The 17465-nt window shown below is 55.5% G+C and carries 15 protein-coding genes; 6 read left to right on the top strand and 9 right to left on the bottom strand.

Going from position 1 to position 17465, the window contains the following annotated elements:
* Positions 1 to 246 precede the first annotated feature (246 nt).
* On the top strand, positions 247 to 1281 hold the full coding sequence (locus tag AACY26_RS09570) for a hypothetical protein (protein WP_339513361.1): 1035 nt from the start codon (positions 247 to 249) through the stop codon (positions 1279 to 1281).
* A 70-nt stretch (positions 1282 to 1351) separates the two neighbouring features.
* On the opposite strand, the gene AACY26_RS09565 is transcribed toward AACY26_RS09570, so the two are convergent.
* Together AACY26_RS09565 and AACY26_RS09560 are read right to left on the bottom strand one after the other, a co-directional pair.
* A complete protein-coding gene (locus AACY26_RS09565) occupies positions 1352 to 3922 on the bottom strand; it encodes a TRAP transporter permease (RefSeq protein WP_339513359.1) in 2571 nt (856 codons plus the stop codon).
* A gap of 124 nt (positions 3923 to 4046) precedes the next feature.
* Complete coding sequence (locus AACY26_RS09560; protein WP_339513357.1) at positions 4047 to 5018, bottom strand: TAXI family TRAP transporter solute-binding subunit; 972 nt, start codon at positions 5016 to 5018, stop codon at positions 4047 to 4049.
* Between the two features lie 217 nt (positions 5019 to 5235).
* On the opposite strand from AACY26_RS09560, the gene AACY26_RS09555 reads away from it, so the two are divergent.
* Positions 5236 to 6279, top strand: a complete 1044-nt coding sequence (locus AACY26_RS09555) for an AraC family transcriptional regulator (RefSeq protein WP_339513355.1) — start codon at positions 5236 to 5238, stop codon at positions 6277 to 6279.
* A gap of 50 nt (positions 6280 to 6329) precedes the next feature.
* Here AACY26_RS09555 and AACY26_RS09550 read toward each other — a convergent pair whose 3' ends face one another.
* Positions 6330 to 7295, bottom strand: a complete 966-nt coding sequence (locus AACY26_RS09550; protein WP_339513353.1) for an NAD-dependent epimerase/dehydratase family protein — start codon at positions 7293 to 7295, stop codon at positions 6330 to 6332.
* A 190-nt stretch (positions 7296 to 7485) separates the two neighbouring features.
* Here AACY26_RS09550 and AACY26_RS09545 point away from each other — a divergent pair, with 190 nt between their 5' ends.
* Positions 7486 to 8880, top strand: coding sequence for a M16 family metallopeptidase (locus AACY26_RS09545; protein WP_339513351.1), 1395 nt, complete (start codon positions 7486 to 7488; stop codon positions 8878 to 8880).
* Between the two features lie 172 nt (positions 8881 to 9052).
* The gene (locus AACY26_RS09540; RefSeq protein WP_339513349.1) at positions 9053 to 10066 is read left to right on the top strand and encodes a DUF5924 family protein; all 1014 of its coding nucleotides are present in this window, start codon (positions 9053 to 9055) and stop codon (positions 10064 to 10066) included.
* Between the two features lie 6 nt (positions 10067 to 10072).
* On the opposite strand, the gene AACY26_RS09535 is transcribed toward AACY26_RS09540, so the two are convergent.
* From AACY26_RS09535 to AACY26_RS09510, 6 genes are all read right to left on the bottom strand, one after another.
* Positions 10073 to 10441: a glyoxalase superfamily protein gene (locus AACY26_RS09535; protein WP_339513347.1), complete on the bottom strand. Its 369-nt coding sequence runs from the start codon at positions 10439 to 10441 to the stop codon at positions 10073 to 10075.
* A 16-nt stretch (positions 10442 to 10457) separates the two neighbouring features.
* Positions 10458 to 11687, bottom strand: a complete 1230-nt coding sequence (locus tag AACY26_RS09530) for a nucleoside recognition domain-containing protein (RefSeq protein WP_010487985.1) — start codon at positions 11685 to 11687, stop codon at positions 10458 to 10460.
* Positions 11688 to 11829: 142 nt separating this feature from the next.
* Positions 11830 to 12291: an inhibitor of vertebrate lysozyme family protein gene (locus tag AACY26_RS09525; RefSeq protein WP_339513345.1), complete on the bottom strand. Its 462-nt coding sequence runs from the start codon at positions 12289 to 12291 to the stop codon at positions 11830 to 11832.
* 48 nt (positions 12292 to 12339) lie between these two features.
* The gene (locus AACY26_RS09520) at positions 12340 to 12504 is read right to left on the bottom strand and encodes a DUF1328 domain-containing protein (RefSeq protein WP_087514897.1); all 165 of its coding nucleotides are present in this window, start codon (positions 12502 to 12504) and stop codon (positions 12340 to 12342) included.
* A 235-nt stretch (positions 12505 to 12739) separates the two neighbouring features.
* Positions 12740 to 13174 (bottom strand): PA2169 family four-helix-bundle protein, encoded by a 435-nt coding sequence (locus AACY26_RS09515; protein ID WP_339513343.1) that lies wholly within the window; start codon positions 13172 to 13174, stop codon positions 12740 to 12742.
* A gap of 72 nt (positions 13175 to 13246) precedes the next feature.
* A complete protein-coding gene (locus AACY26_RS09510; protein ID WP_339513341.1) occupies positions 13247 to 14083 on the bottom strand; it encodes a BON domain-containing protein in 837 nt (278 codons plus the stop codon).
* A gap of 228 nt (positions 14084 to 14311) precedes the next feature.
* On the opposite strand from AACY26_RS09510, the gene algB reads away from it, so the two are divergent.
* Together algB and AACY26_RS09500 are read left to right on the top strand one after the other, a co-directional pair.
* A complete protein-coding gene (algB, locus tag AACY26_RS09505; protein WP_339513339.1) occupies positions 14312 to 15658 on the top strand; it encodes a sigma-54-dependent response regulator transcription factor AlgB in 1347 nt (448 codons plus the stop codon).
* On the top strand, positions 15655 to 17445 hold the full coding sequence (locus AACY26_RS09500; RefSeq protein WP_339513337.1) for a KinB sensor domain-containing domain: 1791 nt from the start codon (positions 15655 to 15657) through the stop codon (positions 17443 to 17445). Before algB ends, AACY26_RS09500 begins: the two co-directional genes overlap by 4 nt.
* Positions 17446 to 17465: the final 20 nt, after the last annotated feature.

The raw sequence follows: 17465 nt of genomic DNA, 5'->3' as shown, positions 1-17465 counted from the left end.
CAATAACCAATGTCGGTTTAAATTAGATATGTCGAGTATATGCAGAGTGCTTGTATTTGAGATGGGTGAATTCGGTTAAATATTATATGACGCAGGTCAATAGTCTATTTATTATGTTCACTGCATGGGCAGGGTCATATTAGACTCTTGCGTGCTTAGTTGATTGTCTTCAACTAATCAGAAGCCTGTTAGTGCTTCTTGTAGTTCTGCCTGACAGGAGATTCGTTTAAAAAGGGAGTGTTTACAATGAATCTACCGACCTGTTTAACCTTTGTCTGTGGCATAGCAAGTGTGCTTCCAAGCGCCGTTCTGGCGCAATCGCTACCCGCAGACGAGAAGACCTCTGCGGTCCAGTTACCGGGTAGCGGGCCTGAAGATAGCGACTCAACCAAACCCCAGGGCAGCGACACTGCCGGGCCGGACGCTGCGGAGTTGGAAAAGCTGGCCAAGGCGACAGCCAATCCATTGGGCGCCGCCTGGATGTTGTGGTTTCAGAATGACTACACCCATATGGACGGCGACAACGACGCATTACCCAGCAATGGGCGCTGGGCTAACTCGACAAAATTCCAGCCGGTCATGTCATTCCCATTTGACGTGGGTGACGACGAATGGAACCTGATTGTACGTCCGGTGGTGCAATACCAGTCATCACCTCTCGATGATAGCTTCGGAGACGCTCTACAGGGGCGTGCCGGGGACATTCCAACGGATAAGCTGCTAAGCCATAACTATCCCTATAACGGTCGTACAACCGGCTTTGGCGATACAGGCTTGCTGACTTTGACAGGGCCAGCGCGCGACGACGGGTTGGTCTGGGGCGCAGGTGTCACCCAGTTGTTCCCAACCGCTGAAGAGGATGTTCTGGGACAGGGTAAATATCAGGCGGGACCGGCGGTGCTGCTTGCCTCGCTTGCGCCAAACCCGGGTGGCTGGAACGTGGGTGTGCTGGCTCAGCATTGGTGGTCCTACGCCGGTGATGACGACCGTGATGACACCAGCCAGTCGGACATTCAATACTTTTTGAATTACCGGCTCAGCGCCACAGAGTTAGTCGGCATGACGCCAAACGTCAGGGTTAACTGGAAAGCGGACAGCGGCGAAAAGGTAAACTTCCCAATCGGTCTGGGTTACTCCAATGTCATTAAAATAAATAAACTGCCCGTGCGTTTTGCTGTTGAGATGCAGTACAGCGTGGTGAAAGGCGACGAGTACGATGCAGATTGGAATTTAAGGTTCATGTTTATCCCAATTATTGCTAATCCATTTAAAAGTTATTGATCGCACATTGAAATACTAAAAAGGCCAGTCCGATTGCTCGGGCTGGCCTTTTTAGTGGGTGCGTGGTGCGTTACACCAGCGCAGCGTGCGGCTCAGGCTCACGCCGCCGACGTTGCAGCCAGATCACCAAGGCAAACAGCAATAACCCTGGAATCCACATCAGCTCTTTCTGCCAGTTTGCAGTCGGTGCGCGAATCACCAGGATTTGCTGGTCGAACTCAAGACCGGCGTCTGCAGCAGGGCTGCCGAAGGTGACGTTGTCGATCAGCACCTTGTCGCCATCCATGTAGGTTTGCAGGCCCAGATTGGCCAGGCGCTCATCGCCGGTTGCGCCCTCAGGTACTGGCAGCAGGATGGAGAACTCACGTGGATCACCCACCGCATCTTCACCGCGAATGCGCATGCGTAGCTTGCTGCCAGCTTCCACATTGCCCAGCGCTTGTGAGAACTCGGTTGGGGCAATGTTGCGATACGGGTCATGCACGATATCCATCCAGAACCCAGGACGAAACAGGGTGAATGCCACGAGCAGCAACAGGATGCTTTCGTACCAGCGACTCTTGACCAGGAAGTAACCCTGGGTGCCTGCTGCAAATATCAACATGGCCCCGGTTGCGACAATGAAGATCAGCACGCCGTGCCAGAAGTCGACATTGATCAGCAATAGGTCGGTGTTGAAGATGAACAGGAACGGCAGTGCTGCGGTTCTGAGGCTGTAGTAGAAGGCCGTGATACCGGTCTTGATCGGGTCGCCTTTGGACACCGCTGCGGCTGCGAACGAAGCCAGGCCAACAGGTGGTGTTACGTCAGCCATGATGCCGAAGTAGAAGACGAACAAGTGCACAGCCACCAGCGGTACGATCAAGCCGTTTTGCTGGCCGAGGGTGACCACCACTGGTGCGAGCAGGCTTGAAACCACAATGTAGTTAGCGGTGGTCGGCAAGCCCATGCCGAGGATCAGACTGAAGATAGCGGTCAACACCAGCATCAGCAGCAGGTTACCCATCGACAGCAGTTCAACCAGATCGGCCAGGACCAGGCCAACCCCGGTTTGCGAAACCGCGCCAACGATAATGCCTGCCGCAGCGGTGGCAATGCCGATACCGATCATGTTGCGTGCGCCCGCGATCAGCCCTTCGCGCAGGTCGATAACGCCATCTTTGAAGGTGCCATGTTCATGTGCGCCATCGGTACGCAGCCAGCTCAGCAGAGGGCGCTGTGTCAGCAGGATGATGGTCAGCATTACGCTGCCCCAGAATGCCGACAAGCCGGGTGACAGGCGCTCGATCATCAAACACCAGACCAGTACCACGACCGGCAGCAAAAAATGCAGGCCGCTGAGCAATACTGCACGGGTTTTAGGCAGTGATTCCAGCGGCGCATCAGGGTCTTCAGGTGGCAGCGGCGCAACGCTCGCGGCAATCTTCAGCAGGCCCAGATAGACCACAGCCAACAGCACGCCAATGCCGGGCAGGGCATACTCACCCAACGCAGGTTTGAGCCAGCCCAGGCCGTAATAGACCGCCAGCGAAATACCTGAAATCAAGGCAACACCGAAAGCAAAACCGGTAATGCGGCGCAGCCAAGGCTTGGGCACATGGCCGCCAATTGGCTGCAGTCCAAGCTTCAAGGATTCAAGGTGGACGATGTAGAGCAGGGCAATGTAGGAGATCGCAGCAGGCAGGAATGCGTGCTTGATGATCTCGACATAGGACATGCCGATGTATTCAACCATCAGGAATGCTGCCGCGCCCATTACCGGCGGCATGATCTGGCCGTTAACTGATGAGGCCACTTCAACTGCGCCAGCTTTCTCCGCGGAAAAACCGGTGCGCTTCATCATCGGAATGGTAAAGGTGCCGGTGGTGACCACGTTGGCAATCGAGGAGCCGGAAATCATGCCGGTCAGGCCCGATGCCACAACCGCCGCTTTCGCTGGGCCGCCGCGCAGGTGGCCAAGCATGCTGAATGCCAGCTGGATGAAATAATGACCAGCGCCAGCACGCTCAAGCAAGGCGCCGAACAGTACAAACAGGAATACAAAGCTGGTGGACACGCCCAAGGCGATACCAAATACGCCTTCAGTGGTGATCCATTGGTGGTTGGCCATTGCGCTGAAACTGACGCCGCGATGCGCCAGCAAACCCGGCATATAAGGCCCGGCCAGGCTGTAGATAAGGAACAGCAAGGCGATAATTGCCAGCGGTGGGCCAAGGGCACGTCGCGTGGCTTCGAGCAGCAACGGAATACCAATGCACGCCGTTACCAGGTCGGCGGTGGTCAGGCTGCCGGGGCGCTGCGCCAGTTGCTGATAGAAAATAAACAGATAGGCCGCACTCGCCGCCGCTACCAGTCCCAAGGCAATATCGATTGCCGGGACATGATCACGCGGTGACTTTTTAAAGGCCGGATACGCTAGAAACGCCAAGAGCAAGGCAAACGCCAAGTGAATGGCGCGGGTTTCTGTATCGTTAAGCACCCCAAAACCGAAAATGAACGGCAGCGGCGATGCAATCCAGAGCTGAAACAGCGACCACAACAGCGCAAGGCCGGTGATTACTGTCGCCATCGCTCCGATTGGCAAGCGCGCGCCAACGTCCTGGGCAATCAGTTCTTCAGTGGATAGTTGTTTTTCATCCATGGAGTGGAACCTGCATTCAAGAATTCATTAAACAGCAAAGCCCGCAGCCATCAGCTAGCGGGCTTGCTTCACGTAAGGCTAGTCCAGTTGTGTGCTCTTCACGAATGAGCACACAACTGACCAATTACATCCAGCCGCGTTCTTTGTAGTAGCGGATAGCGCCTTCGTGTAGAGGGGCTGTCAGGCCGACTTTGATCATGTCTTGCTCTTTCAGGTCGGCAAATGCAGGGTGCAGACGCTTGAAGCGATCAATGTTGTCGAATACCGACTTAACCAGCTGGTAAACCACTTCCGGATCCGCTTTAGCAGTGGTCGAAAGAACAGCTTTACCACCGATAGACTGAGTTGGGGCATCGCTGCCTTTGTACATCCCGCCTGGGATTTCAGCCTTGGTGTAGTAGGTTTTCTCAGCCAGCAGCTTGTCGATTTCCGGGCCAGAAACTGGAACCAGTACGGCGTCAGTTGTGGTGGTGGCTTCTTGAATTGCACCGTTTGGATGACCCACGAAGTAAGTCATGGCATCGATGTTGTTGTCGCCCAGCGCAGAAGCCTGCTCAGCAGGTTTCAGCTCGGCTGCCAGCGAGAACGCCGACTTGTCCCAGCCTTTGACGCGCATGATTTCTTCAAGGGTGTCACGCTGACCGGAACCTGGGTTACCGATATTGACGCGTTTGCCTTTGAGGTCATCAATGGTTTTGATGTTGGCGTCACGACGGGCGAGGATGGTGAAAACCTCGCTTTGCAGGGAGAACACGGCGCGGATGTCGTCCATCGCACCTTCGGCTTCAAATGGCGGCAAGCCTTTGAGTGCCTTGAACTGGTGGTCAGACTGCATGATACCGAAGCTGAACTCGCCGCTGCGCAGGCCATTGACGTTAGCTACGCCACCACCGCTAGCAGGTGCGTTGCACTTGATGCCATGGTCGGCATTGCCCCGGTTTACAAATCGGCAAATCGACTGACCTGCAACGTAATAGACACCGGTCTGGCCACCGGTGCCAATGGTGATGAATTTTTCTTCGGCCTGCGCTGCGCCACTCAGAGTAATGCCTGCGAGTGCAGCCGACAGAACCCATGCTAAGGATTTGCCTTTCATGGGGAGTTCTCCTTTCTTGGTTATTGTGATCCCTCTGATGCCTTTTGAGCATAGCGGAAGGATGAAAGTTTAACCGTTCTAGAGCGTCGTGCACGGGACAATTCGTTTTTGCGCCATTTTGGAGCGAGCGTCCAATAAAATGGCCAGCTACCAGCCTTGCCTATGTCGTTGTGATTTGGACTATCGGAAAGCGGCTGCATTGGGCAAAATCCCTGACATGCACAAATCCTCGCTTAGTCATCCACATGCTTCCGTCAGCGCCAGTATTACCTTGGCGGTGCTGCATGCTGCCACTCGCCTTGGGCTTGGTCGTGAGGCCCTGTTGCTTGACTGTGGCCTGACTGAGGAACAGCTGCTGGACCCGGATGCCCGCGTACCTTTCACTGTTCAGGAGCACCTGTGGCAGTTGCTTGGCAGTCGTTTGTCCCTGGCCGAGCCCGGGCTGGCGATTGGGGTCAATCTGGCGCCTGGGCCATTCAGCGTGCTTGGCTACCTGTTGCAAAGCAGCCAAACACTCGATGATGCGCTGAAGGCCGGCATGCGCTATCAACGCCTGGTTGGTGAGGGCGGTGAGATTCATGTGCAGGAGTTGGCCGAAGGCCTGCAGATACAATATCGACCCTTGCACCCTGGCCAGCCAGCCACGCGCACACGTGTGATGGCGCTGATGGCGTGCTGGGTGCAGATGTTTGATCCGCTGCTTGAGGATTTTTATCTGATCAGCGCGCAGTTTGCCCATAAGCAGCCTGAAGACCTCGGCCCATACCGCAAGGTCTTCGCCTGCGACTTGCAGTTTGATTGCGCCGAGTACGCGATTGTCTTGCCCCATGATTTGCGTAATGCCAACCTGATCCAGGCCAATCAGCCGCTACAGACTTTGCTCCGCCAGCATGCCGAAGCGCTGCTGGCGCGCTTACCAGGGACAGGTATCAGCACTCGTGTGGTGGCGTTGCTGGGAGAGCAGCTGGCCCATGGCGAACCGCATCGCGGTGAGTTGGCGCGCGCCTTGAATCTCAGCGAGCGCACGCTGCAACGGCGCTTGGCCGACGAAGGCTGCAGTTACCAGCAATTGCTCAATGATACCCGCAGGCAGCTTGCCGAACGGCATCTGAGCAGTGGCAAGCTACCGGCTGCCGAGATTGCGTTGCTATTGGGTTACTCTGAACCCAGCGTGTTTTTCCGGGCGTTCCGCCAATGGACCGGCTTGACCCCTGGCGAGTACAGGGCGCGGGTCAGCCGCCAGCGTGAAACATCAAGCTAAGCGCTGCGGCTCCTCGGTCTTTGTGCGCAGCAGAGCCATCGCAGCCAATCTCAGGGATTACCCATGCCGATGCCCTGCGCCTTGATAAAGGCCAGAAATGCTTCACGGCTGGTGTAGCGCGGGGTGTAGCCAAAGATCTGTTTCAGGCGGGTGTTTGCCAGCACGGGACGGTAACGCAGAAAGTCCAATTGCTCGGGACCGTATTGGCTGAGCCCCAGTGGTTTGAGAATGCGCAGCGCGCTTTTAATCAATAACGCGGGTAATGGTCGATAGGGCTTGCCCAGCAGGCCGGCAATGTCGCGGAGAGTTAAAGCCCCATCACCGGCCAGGTTGAAAATCCCTTCAGCCTGTTTTTCCAAGCCCTGGCAGATGATGTTGATGACATCCTGGTCCCAGATAAATACGAAGCGGCTGGTGCTGCCCCGTACGCCAAGGATTGCTCGTTTAGTGAACAGGTCAGTGATCTGATTGTTCACCTGTTTGCCGAGTATTGTTCCCGCCCTGAGTACAAGTTGCTTGAGCTGTGGGCTTTCCAAGCGTGCCTGGGCCAGCAGCATTTCAACTTCGCGCTTGTGTTTGGCATAGGCAAAGAGGTCATGGCCGCGAAGAGGCTGGTCTTCGTCGATCCACTCGGCGTTTTCCTGCGAGTAACCATAGGCTGCGCCCGAGCTGGTGACAATCAGTTGCTCGACGGCCTCGTTGACCGCCGCATCAATAATGGTTCGGGTACCGCCCACATCAATGGCTTTTAGTTGTTCATCGCTCATCCCGCGGGGCGGTGTTACCACCGATGCAAGGTGCACGATCGCCTGTGGTTTCCAGGCGCTGATACAAACTTTGACCTCTCGCGATTTACTGATGTCCAACTGCACGAGCTCGACATTCATGCCCAAGCCCTTGCGGCTTTGTGGGCGAATATCGGCTGCGATGAGCGTCCAGTCCGGATGTTGAACCGAGAGCTGGCTCAACAGCTGCTGACCAATAAACCCAGCAGAGCCGGTGATTAAAACGCGCATTACAGTCTCCAAGGATCTACAACTATGCTTCACCGCTACAGCGATCAAGGGCGGTAGAAAGGGTTTTTCAGCGCTACAGACTAGTCACAGGCTGCAGTGCTGGCTGTGACAATTTGAGCCAGCAAAAGTGGCTAATCGCGACGTGCGCGTTAAGCAGGTATGCTGATGTTGAGCTTGTTAGGGGGGCTTCATGGCGAGAACGTTTTTATTCAGCTTGGTAGCAGGCTTCTGGCTGTTGACCAGCAACAGTGCCAGTGCCGAGGACTATCTCCAGGCTGAGGGTTATGCGCTGGAAAATGGTCTGCAATTGCTGCTTAAGCCGACCGCTGAGCGCCAGCACGTCTCCATTCGCTTGATTGTCAGTGTTGGCTTTGACAATTTTTCCTGTGCCGACAAGGAGCTGCCGCATCTGTTGGAGCATATGCTTTTCAGCGGTATCGACCAGCACGATGAAATTGATCTTGAAGCGCGGATGCAAGAGCTGGGTGGCGAGTGGAATGCTTACACCCGTGATACCGACACCACATTCGTGATTGAGGCGCCCGCTAAAAATCAGCGGGCGGTGCTTGACCTGCTGTTGGCAACCTTGACCCAAAGCCAGTTCACCGAGAAAAAACTTGAGGCCGCGAAAAAGGTCATCGAGCACGAGAATGGCGGTCACTACTCGGATTTGCAGCGCCTGATCGACCAGCAAAACCTCAGTCGCGAAGCTAACCAGCAACTGGCTGTCGAACTGGGTCTGGCTTGCGTTGAGAAGAATAACGTCAACCGTCTCAACCTGGCGCAAGTCGAGCAGCTACAGAGCGACTGGTATGCGCCCAACAATATGACCCTGATTGTGGTTGGCGGGCTTGATCCGCGCTTACCTGCTTATCTTGATCGTCAATACGGCGCCATCCCGGCGCACGATTTACCGCAAGCCATTGAGCTGCCGCAAGTTAGCCGCAAAGCACAGCCGCGCCGCGAACTGATCACCCGCTTGGTGGGTGAGAACGCCAGCTTGCACTGGATTTTTCCAGAGCCCTGGGTTGGCGACAATGACTACGAAGTCTGGGAGTTACTCAGCGACTATATCGACTGGAAACTCTATGAAACGCTGCGTATCGAGCGCAACCTCAGCTATGGCCCAAGCTCTGAGCGCAATGTTTTCGGCAGCACCAGTTTCTTCAGCCTCAATGGCACACTCGAGCGTGGTGATCTTGATGCTGCGCTAAAAGCGTTGCGCGAATTGGTCGATGGCTTAAAGCGAGACGGTCTGGATGAAAAAACCTTCTTGCGCCTGCAGGCCGCTGCGGTAGCCAAGCAGCAATGGGGCGTGCAGGGCAACAGCGCCATCGCTGATTATTATTGGGGGTCGCTCGCCGACTACGAGAGTGGCCGTTTCGCTGATCCGGCCAAGCGCTTGGCAAAGGTTAGCTTCAAACAAGCCAATAACGCCTTGCAGCAGTTATTTGAGCAGCAGGGCTACATTCGAATTGAGAAACCTTTGCTCACCGCAAATGGCTTTTATTTCAGCTTGGGTGCGATGGCCGGTTTGTTTCTACTGGCGTTCTTCGTCGGACGTTTGAGCAAAGGTTCAAGTTAGGCTGGCGCATTGCATTTGATCAGCCAAACTGATTAGGCAACCACATGGGGTGTGAGCGCTATGCAAGTGGCATCTAGCTCAGTATCCTGCGCGGCCAATCAGCGTCTGAAGGGAGTCAGGCATCTTCGAGGCGGGCAATGGCCTCACGATTTTCTGCCAATGTGACCCTTTAATGCCAGCCTGGACCAATCGCCTCACCCCACTCATAGCCTTGGCCCAGCGCCATCCCGGCATCATCGCGCTTTTCGGCTTTTGCTCCGGGGTCGCCAGCTTCTTTTTAGTCAAGCGCCAAGCCGAGTTGGCTCAGGTGTTGGCGCTGGTCATGCTGGTTAGCTGGATGTGGCTGGCGCTGGAAAACCTTTTGCGCGAGCAGATTGCCAAATGGTTTGGCTTTGTTGTTCCGCAGCCATTGCTGCGCTACGCGACCCAGATGATTCATCAGGAAAGCCTGTTCTTCGTGTTGCCATTCTTTTGGATCACAACGACCTGGAACAGCGGCCAGATGCTGTTTAGCGGCTTGCTGACCCTGGCTGCACTGGTCTCTATCATTGACCCGCTGTATTACAAATGGCTGGCTGGGCGGCGCTGGCTGTACCTGATTTATCACACCATGACCTTGTTCGCATTGCTGCTGACTGCGCTGCCCATTGTGTTCAAGCTGACCACCGAGGAAAGCTACGAGCTGTCGCTGGCGATTGCGGCCGTGCTGTCTTTTCCAAGCATGATGGGCATCATCACTTTCCAGCGCTGGTGGCGCAGCTTGTTGCTTATAGGCGCAACGCTGCTGTTGGCTGGGGCTGGCTGGTTAGCCCGGGTTTGGGTGCCACCAGCCACCTTGTGGCTTAATGAAGTGGCGGTCACGACCCAGTTTGACAACCAGCAGCGCGCCCCAGGCAAGAGCCTGTCACAACTGAGCGTCAGCCAATTGCAGAGCCAGGGTTTGTTCGCCTACACGGCGATCAATGCGCCGCGAGGCCTCAATGAGCGGATTTATCACGCCTGGCGACACAATGGCGGTGAAGTCGAGCGCATTGCCCTGGATATTCACGGAGGCCGAGAAAAGGGCTATCGGGCCTGGACGCACAAGCAGAACTTCCCCAAAGACCCTACCGGCAAGTGGCAGATCCAGGTACTGACCGAAGCCGGACAAATGATAGGCGTGCTGCGTTTTGAAGTGACGCCCTGAATCAAATCAAGACGGTTCAGATTCGGTAAATACCAACCTATTGCCGAACGGGTCGTGCACGGTCATGTCCCGCGAGCCCCAAGGCATGACCTCAATGCCCGGGCGGGCATTGGCATAGTTTTTCGCCAGCAGTTGTTGCTGGTAGGCATCCAGCTCCGACGTCTCGATACGCAGTGCCGCGCCCGGGCAGCAGTCGCCATGATGCTCGGAAATATGCAACAAGCAGCCATCTTTGGAGACCTGCATATACAGCGGCAGATCCTCACTGAAGCGATGCTCGAAATCGAGCTTGAAGCCCAGAAAGTCGAGGTAAAAAGCCTTGGCTTTGATTTCATCAAAACTGCGTAATATGGGGATTGCCTGCTGCATCTTCATTGTCGACTCCAGATGATCAACCAAAGAACCAATAGCACACGCTAATAGCGGCGACGACACCGGCGAACTCGGCCAGCAAGGCACAGCCAATGGCATGGCGCACCCGTTGAATACCCACTGCGCCGAAGTACACAGCCACCACGTAGAAGGTCGTCTCAGTGCTGCCCTGAATGGTCGCGGCAACCAGGGCAGGGAAGCTGTCGACACCCTGGCTTTGCATGGTTTCAATCAGCATTGCCCGCGCTGCGCTGCCGGAAAAGGGTTTGACCATCGCCGTGGGTAGCGCCTCGACAAAACGCGTGTCCCAGCCCGCATAGGTCAATAGCCAGCGGATGCCATCAAGGCCCATGTCCAAGGCCCCGGAGGCGCGCAACACGCCGACCGCACAGAGCATCGCCACCAGATACGGCAGCAGGCTCTTGGCGACATCGAAGCCTTCTTTGGCGCCTTCAACAAACTCTTCGTACACCGCCACTTTCTTGTAGGCGCCCAGTAGTAAAAACAGCAGGACCACGCCAAACAGGGTGAGGTTACCGACCAGCGATGATAATGCCGCCAGAGCGGTTGCCGTCATGCCGCCAAGCATCGCCATGAATGCACCGAGCAACAGGGCTGCTGGCAATAGATAAGCCAGTACCACCGGGTCCCAGACCCGCAAGCGTTGCATCACTGCAACCGAAAGCAGGCCGACCAGGCTTGAGGCGCTGGTGGCCAGCAGAATGGGCAGGAAAACCAAGGTGGGATCGGGTGCGCCTTGCTGTGCGCGGTAGACAAAGATAGTGACCGGCAGCAAGGTCAAGGAAGATGCATTGAGTACCAAGAACAGGATTTGCGCGTTGCTGGCCACGGTTTTGCTCGGATTGAGCTCTTGCAGCGCACGCATGGCCTTGAGGCCGATGGGGGTTGCGGCGTTATCCAGTCCCAGGCCATTGGCGGCGAAGTTCATGGTGATAAGGCCAAGGGCAGGGTGGCCGCGTGGCACTTCGGGCATCAGTCGTGCAAACAGTGGCCCGAGCATGCGGGCCAAGGCGTCGACCAGCCCGGCTTTTTCAGCAATGCGCAACATGCCCAGCCACAGGGTCAGGGTGCCAAACAGCACGATCATCACTTCGACGGACAACTTGGCCATGGCAAACAGGCTTTCGACCATCGCCGCGAATACCGCCGGGTCATCACCAATCAGCCAGCGCGACAAGCCAGCGACAGCAGCCACGATAAAAAAACTTAGCCACAGGCCATTGAGCATGCTTGGTCTCCCTTGTTCAGTGCGCGAATGATAACGCGCCTTGGGGGTGACCGGGTCAGCATATGCAGAAGTGCAAGCAAGGAGGGTTGAGACTTAGTGCAGGCCTGCTGGCGCTGTGATCAGCGCCTTGGCCCGTGCGGGTTTAGTACCAGTTCGGATCTTTCTTGAGTTGCTCTTGCAGCATCTCTTTGATCCCTTCATCTGGCTCGCCCAGCCATTCTTGGGTGGCGTACTTGCTTGGCGCTTTGCCCTGAGGCAATGCTTCTGGCAGCTGCACGTAGAGTGCATAGGCGCTGTCTTTATCCCAGCTGAAGGCAACGTAGAGGCGTTGGTTGAAGCAGTTTTGTGCTTCACATATCTCGCCTACCAGGAACTTGTCACCATCTTCTTCAAGCGCTTGCATCGGCGGCGCTACACCGTCGAGGTTCATGATCCACTCGGGCAAACGTTCCTGATCTTCAACCAGATCCTGCCAGGTTTCCTGATACTGCGGATCAGTCTTGAGCAGCTCATTGAGATGAAATTCGGTATCGGTATCAGCGGCCAAGGCCGCTGCACTGCCGCCAAACATCAAGGCGGCAGTGAGCGTCTTGAGAAGGTTCATAGTGGCTCCTTTATGCATGTGTTTATCCTCGGTGCGTGACCTTTCAGGTCAGCCCCGTGGACGACGGCCCATGATGAAGGACACTACGAACAGCACCAGGAACACAATGAATAGGATCTTGGCGATACCTGTTGCGGTGCCTGCGATACCACCGAAGCCTAACACTGCAGCGACAATGGCGATGATCAGAAAAGTAATAGCCCAGCTTAACATGGCGTTTCTCCTTGGTTTTAATGGGTGTAGCGGTGCATCAGTTGTTTCTGGTTAAGACATTGCACGGGGTGTGCCAGTCTTAATTAAAAATAAAATCAAACAAAAACAAACACTTAAAAATAAAAGTTATAGCTCTGGCCGTGCATCCTGCATGGTTGGTCTTTTGTCTCAGGCATTTTGCACGGTCTGCCTGGCTTAAAAGCGGAGCGTCCTTGCTCCCCCATCACACACTTACTTACTGCATCGATTGCTTGAGGTTGCGCATGCGGTCATGGCATGCCCGCACTTTCGGCATCTCAACAGCAAGTAAAGCCTTTACATCGGGTTCTGCGTCTTCGAGTGCATCTTCGAAAGCATGCAGGATGCGGTCTTCGGCTTCTTCGAGCTGGGCGACGTAAGTGGCCTCTTCATCGCTCGAAAGCGTGGCACGTGCGTCGGCATACACCTCACGCATCTTGCCCATCATGGTGCCGCCGGTGGTCGGCGTTTTATCGTTGGCGGCGACTTTGACTGCCAGCGCCTCGATGATTTGCGTTTTCACGGTTGAAAGATCACGGAACATGGTCTGCAAACGGACATCTTTCACTTCGGTGATCGCGTGGTCGTAAAAGCGCTTGCCGTCACGGGTGACTTCGATCAGTTCGTTCAGTTGTGCTGTTTTAGTGCTCATGGTGTATCTCCTTCCATTTAGCGGCTGGCCGGAGTTGGCCAGCGCCTAAAATCAGATGTGTGAAAGCCTCGATCAGCTTTCGATGCGCAGTGCATCGGCATCCACGCCCCGTACGCCGCGGATATCGCGGGCGGTTTCAACCGCAAGGCTCTTGGCCGCGCTGCTTAATACGCTGCCACTCAATTTGACGAAGCCATCATTGGTCTCAACCTGGATCGCAAACGCATCAAGGTTGCGGGTGTAGACGAAGCTCGACTTAACCTTGCTGGTAATCCAGGCATCGCTGATCGCGGCGCTGGCATCTTCAGCAGCGTTTTGCGCTTGAGTGGCTGTGCTGTCGGCTTGGCTGATGCTCAAATGGTTGAACACCTCGCGCACCCCTTCGGTGTTGGCTGCCAAGCGACCGGCCAGCTCCTTGGCGGCGGGTGTCTGTGCATTACCGGTGAGGGTGACTGCGCCTTCCTCGGTCTTGACGCTGATGTCCAAGCCTTCGGTATTGGTATTCCAGAGCAGCTTGGATTTCACCGTGGCGGTGATGCCGGCATCGTCCAGGCGGCTGGCCAAGGCTTGTGAATCCTTGCCCTCAGTCTTTGCCTTGCTGTCGATCTTGAGCTGGTTATCGACCTTGTTGATGCCTTTGATACTCAGTGCAACCTGTTCTGCCAGATCACGTTCCACGCTGCTTTCAACGGTGCCGGTCAGTGTTGCCGTGCCGTTTTCAACATCGTTGTCGATATTGAATGGATTGAGGTGACGGTTGAGCGCCATTGCGGTCCAGATCGAGCCTTCTTGACGCGCTTCACTCAACTGCTGGCTCATATCTGCTTCTGCGGCACTGGCAGACAATGGGGCCAGGGCAAAGATGCCTGCTGAAGCCGTTGCCAGTACTAAAGTTTTCAACCTGTGCATGTTGTTCCTCCACGCTGTTCAAGCAATCCGCGTTAAGCGGTTCATGGAGGTGTTATCGCAAGCCTTATGCCAGGTTTTTGATAAATATTTTTCCCTTATAAAACAGTGGCTTAGATAATAAGTAGACAGGGTGCCAGCATGCAGCCTGCAAGATACAGTCATACTGGTCGTGCAACTTGCATGATTTCCCGTTGACTAACTTATGCACACATTGGATCGGAGCCATAAATGGACGCAGTAGAACCCAAAAGCGGTCGTATTTTGCTAGTTGATGATGAGTCGGCAATTCTGCGTACTTTCCGTTATTGCCTTGAGGATGAAGGCTACAACGTGGCGACAGCCAACAGTGCCGCGCAGGCTGAAAACTTGCTGCAAAGGCAAGTGTTCGATGTGTGTTTTCTCGACCTGCGTCTGGGCGACGATAATGGCCTGGACGTACTGGCCATGATGCGTATACAGGCGCCGTGGATGCGGGTGGTGATCGTCACCGCGCACTCGGCGATTGATACCGCCGTGGACTCGATGCAAGCCGGCGCTGCAGATTATCTGGTCAAGCCTTGCAGCCCCGAGCAGTTGCGTTTAGCTGCGGCTAAACAGCTGGAAGCCCGGCAAATGGCGGCGCGCCTTGAAACCCTTGAAGGTCAGGTTCGCCAGCGTAAAAACGAAATCGACTCCAGCAGCCCTTCGATGATGGCCGTGCTGGAAACCGCGCGCCAGGTTGCTGTAACCGACGCCAACATCCTGATTCTCGGTGAGTCGGGCACCGGTAAAGGTGAGTTGGCGAGGGCTATTCACAGTTGGAGTCGGCGGGTTAAAAAGAACTCGGTGACTATCAACTGCCCGTCCTTGACTGCGGAGTTGATGGAAAGTGAGCTCTTTGGCCACACCAAAGGCGCGTTCACCGGTGCCAGTGAGAGCACCTTGGGACGGGTCAGCCAGGCCGATGGTGGCACCTTGTTTCTCGACGAGATTGGTGACTTCCCACTGAGCCTGCAACCGAAACTCTTGCGCTTTATCCAGGACAAGGAATACGAGCGTGTAGGTGACCCTGTGACGCGCCAGGCCGATGTGCGGATTGTGGCGGCGACCAACCTCAATCTGGATGAAATGGTCCGCGAAGGGCGTTTTCGTGAAGACTTGCTCTACCGCCTCAATGTCATCACCTTGAAATTGCCAGCCCTGCGCGAGCGTACCGAAGACGTGCTGACCTTGGCCGATCGCTTTCTGGCTCGCTTTGTTAACGAGTACGCCCGCCCTGCCCGAGGATTCAGTGAGGAGGCCTTGTCAGTGTTGGCCAACTATCCCTGGCCCGGCAACATCCGCGAGCTGCGCAATGTGATTGAGCGTGCGAGCATTATTTGCCAAGAAGAACAAGTGCAGGTGATTCACCTTGGCTTGACCGAAACCAGCAGCAGCCAGGTGCCGCGCGTCGGTGGCGCCATGAGCCTCGAGGAGTTGGAGAAAAGCCATATCGCGGCGGTGATGGCCAGCAGCGAAACCCTTGATCAGGCAGCGAAGTCGCTCGGTATTGACGCTTCAACCCTGTACCGCAAACGCAAACAGTACGACTTATGAAACTGCGCACGCGGTTATTCGTCAGTGGCAGTGCGTTGCTGACAGTGGCGTTGATTGGTTTGATTCTGGGTATGGTCAGCGTCTGGCAGATCACCCGGGTGCAAAACCAGGCGATGAATCGCAACCTCGACATCATTGATGCGACCATTGGCTTTCGTCAGGAGATGGGCACTCAGGTGATCCTGCTGTTGGAAGACGAGCTTGATCCCCTGGCGATCAAGGCGTCGGATACTCGCTTTCGCAGTTGGCTGGATAAGGCCAAGCGCAACAGCATGGATGCGCAAGATCGCAAGGCAATCACTGAAATTGCCCGTGCTTACGCCCTATTTGGCGAGATGCTCAACTCGCCCGCCAACGTGCGTCGCGACCTGTTGCACAACGATAAATTTACCCGCGCGCTGCAAAGCCTTCGCGACCATATCAATGCGGTGCAACTGCGCTATGTTGCTGCGGTACAAAGTGCTCAGCAAGACTCACGGGAACGCGCCACTGTGGTCACCGCGTTGCTCGGATTGATCGGGCTAGCCTTGTTGGTGATCGGTTTTATTACCGCGCACAGCATCGCCAAACGGGTTGCCCAGCCTATTGAGTCACTGGCCAGCGCCGCCGACCAGATTGGCCAGGGTGATTTGCAGATTTCCCTGCCGCAGTCTCCGGTTGCTGAGCTGGCTGCGTTGAGCCGTCGCTTTGGCCTGATGGCTGATTCATTACGCCAATTCAAGAACAGCAATGTTGCCGCCTTAATGGCGGAGCAGCAGCGCTTGCAAGCAGTCCTCGACAGTATCGATGATGGTTTGTTGATGTTTGATCGCAGCGGTTTGCTTGAGCACTTCAACCCGGTTGCGGGTCGCCAGCTTGACTGGACTGAACAGCATATTGGTGAAAGCCTCGATCAAGCCCTGCAGAAACAGGGGCTCGACGAACAGATACAGCTTGTTCTGCAAGGTAAAACGCTGCGCTCCGCGCTGGATGACTTACAGATAATTGCCCACGGCGAAGAGCGCTTGCTGAGCTACAGCCTGACCCCGGTAAGCCAGGAGCAAGGCGGTATTCTCGGCGCCGTCATGGTGTTGCGTGATGTCACCAAGCAACGGGTATTCGAGCGCGTACGCAGTGATTTCGTATTGCGCGCCTCCCATGAGCTGCGTACACCGGTGACAGGCATGCACATGGCGTTCGCCTTGCTTCAGGAACGCCTGAAATTCGACCCGCAATCGCGCGAAGCAGACCTGACGCGAACTGTCGACGAGCAGATGCAGCGGCTGGTTGACTTGATTGCCGACCTGTTGAATTTCTCTCGCTATCAAAGTGGTGTGCAGAAGCTGGAGCTTGCACCTTGCAACCTTGCCGACCTGGTTAATCAAACCGAGCAGCGTTTTGCCAGCGAAGCCGCTGAAAAAGGCATCAACCTGCGCTGCGAAGCCGAAGATGATCTTCCTGAAGTACCGCTGGACCGCGCACAGATGGACCGTGTGCTCGACAACCTGATGGTCAACGCATTGCGCCATACCGCCCAAGGCGGTGAAATTCTGTTGAATGTGCAGATTGAGCAGCAAACACTGATTATTTGTGTGAAGGACGATGGTGATGGGGTGTTGTTTAGCCAGCAGTCACGGATATTCGAGCCCTTTGTTCAGGTCGGCAAGCGCAAAGGGGGCGTTGGCTTGGGGTTGGCGTTGTGTAAAGAGATCGTGCAGCTTCATGGTGGCCATATCAGCCTTGAATCGAAACCGGGAGAGGGCGCTCTGTTCTGCATCAATTTGCCGATTCATGCCTTGGATGAATGATCCCCATAAAAAAATGCCGA

This window comes from Pseudomonas sp. RL_15y_Pfl2_60 (genome assembly GCF_963970595.1).
Lineage (GTDB): Bacteria > Pseudomonadota > Gammaproteobacteria > Pseudomonadales > Pseudomonadaceae > Aquipseudomonas.
Note: the sequence above shows the minus strand (reverse complement) of the source record. Positions and strands in the feature narration are given on the sequence as shown.

Bases quoted from the DNA above. Each gene is read 5' to 3' on its own strand.
- AACY26_RS09570 (WP_339513361.1), top strand. From the start codon at position 247: ATGAATCTACCGACCTGTTTAACCTTTGTCTGTGGCATAGCAAGTGTG.
- AACY26_RS09565 (WP_339513359.1), bottom strand. From the start codon at position 3,922: ATGGATGAAAAACAACTATCCACTGAAGAACTGATTGCCCAGGACGTT.
- AACY26_RS09560 (WP_339513357.1), bottom strand. From the start codon at position 5,018: ATGAAAGGCAAATCCTTAGCATGGGTTCTGTCGGCTGCACTCGCAGGC.
- AACY26_RS09555 (WP_339513355.1), top strand. From the start codon at position 5,236: ATGCACAAATCCTCGCTTAGTCATCCACATGCTTCCGTCAGCGCCAGT.
- AACY26_RS09550 (WP_339513353.1), bottom strand. From the start codon at position 7,295: ATGCGCGTTTTAATCACCGGCTCTGCTGGGTTTATTGGTCAGCAGCTG.
- AACY26_RS09545 (WP_339513351.1), top strand. From the start codon at position 7,486: ATGGCGAGAACGTTTTTATTCAGCTTGGTAGCAGGCTTCTGGCTGTTG.
- AACY26_RS09540 (WP_339513349.1), top strand. From the start codon at position 9,053: ATGCCAGCCTGGACCAATCGCCTCACCCCACTCATAGCCTTGGCCCAG.
- AACY26_RS09535 (WP_339513347.1), bottom strand. From the start codon at position 10,441: ATGAAGATGCAGCAGGCAATCCCCATATTACGCAGTTTTGATGAAATC.
- AACY26_RS09530 (WP_010487985.1), bottom strand. From the start codon at position 11,687: ATGCTCAATGGCCTGTGGCTAAGTTTTTTTATCGTGGCTGCTGTCGCT.
- AACY26_RS09525 (WP_339513345.1), bottom strand. From the start codon at position 12,291: ATGAACCTTCTCAAGACGCTCACTGCCGCCTTGATGTTTGGCGGCAGT.
- AACY26_RS09520 (WP_087514897.1), bottom strand. From the start codon at position 12,504: ATGTTAAGCTGGGCTATTACTTTTCTGATCATCGCCATTGTCGCTGCA.
- AACY26_RS09515 (WP_339513343.1), bottom strand. From the start codon at position 13,174: ATGAGCACTAAAACAGCACAACTGAACGAACTGATCGAAGTCACCCGT.
- AACY26_RS09510 (WP_339513341.1), bottom strand. From the start codon at position 14,083: ATGCACAGGTTGAAAACTTTAGTACTGGCAACGGCTTCAGCAGGCATC.
- algB (WP_339513339.1), top strand. From the start codon at position 14,312: ATGGACGCAGTAGAACCCAAAAGCGGTCGTATTTTGCTAGTTGATGAT.
- AACY26_RS09500 (WP_339513337.1), top strand. From the start codon at position 15,655: ATGAAACTGCGCACGCGGTTATTCGTCAGTGGCAGTGCGTTGCTGACA.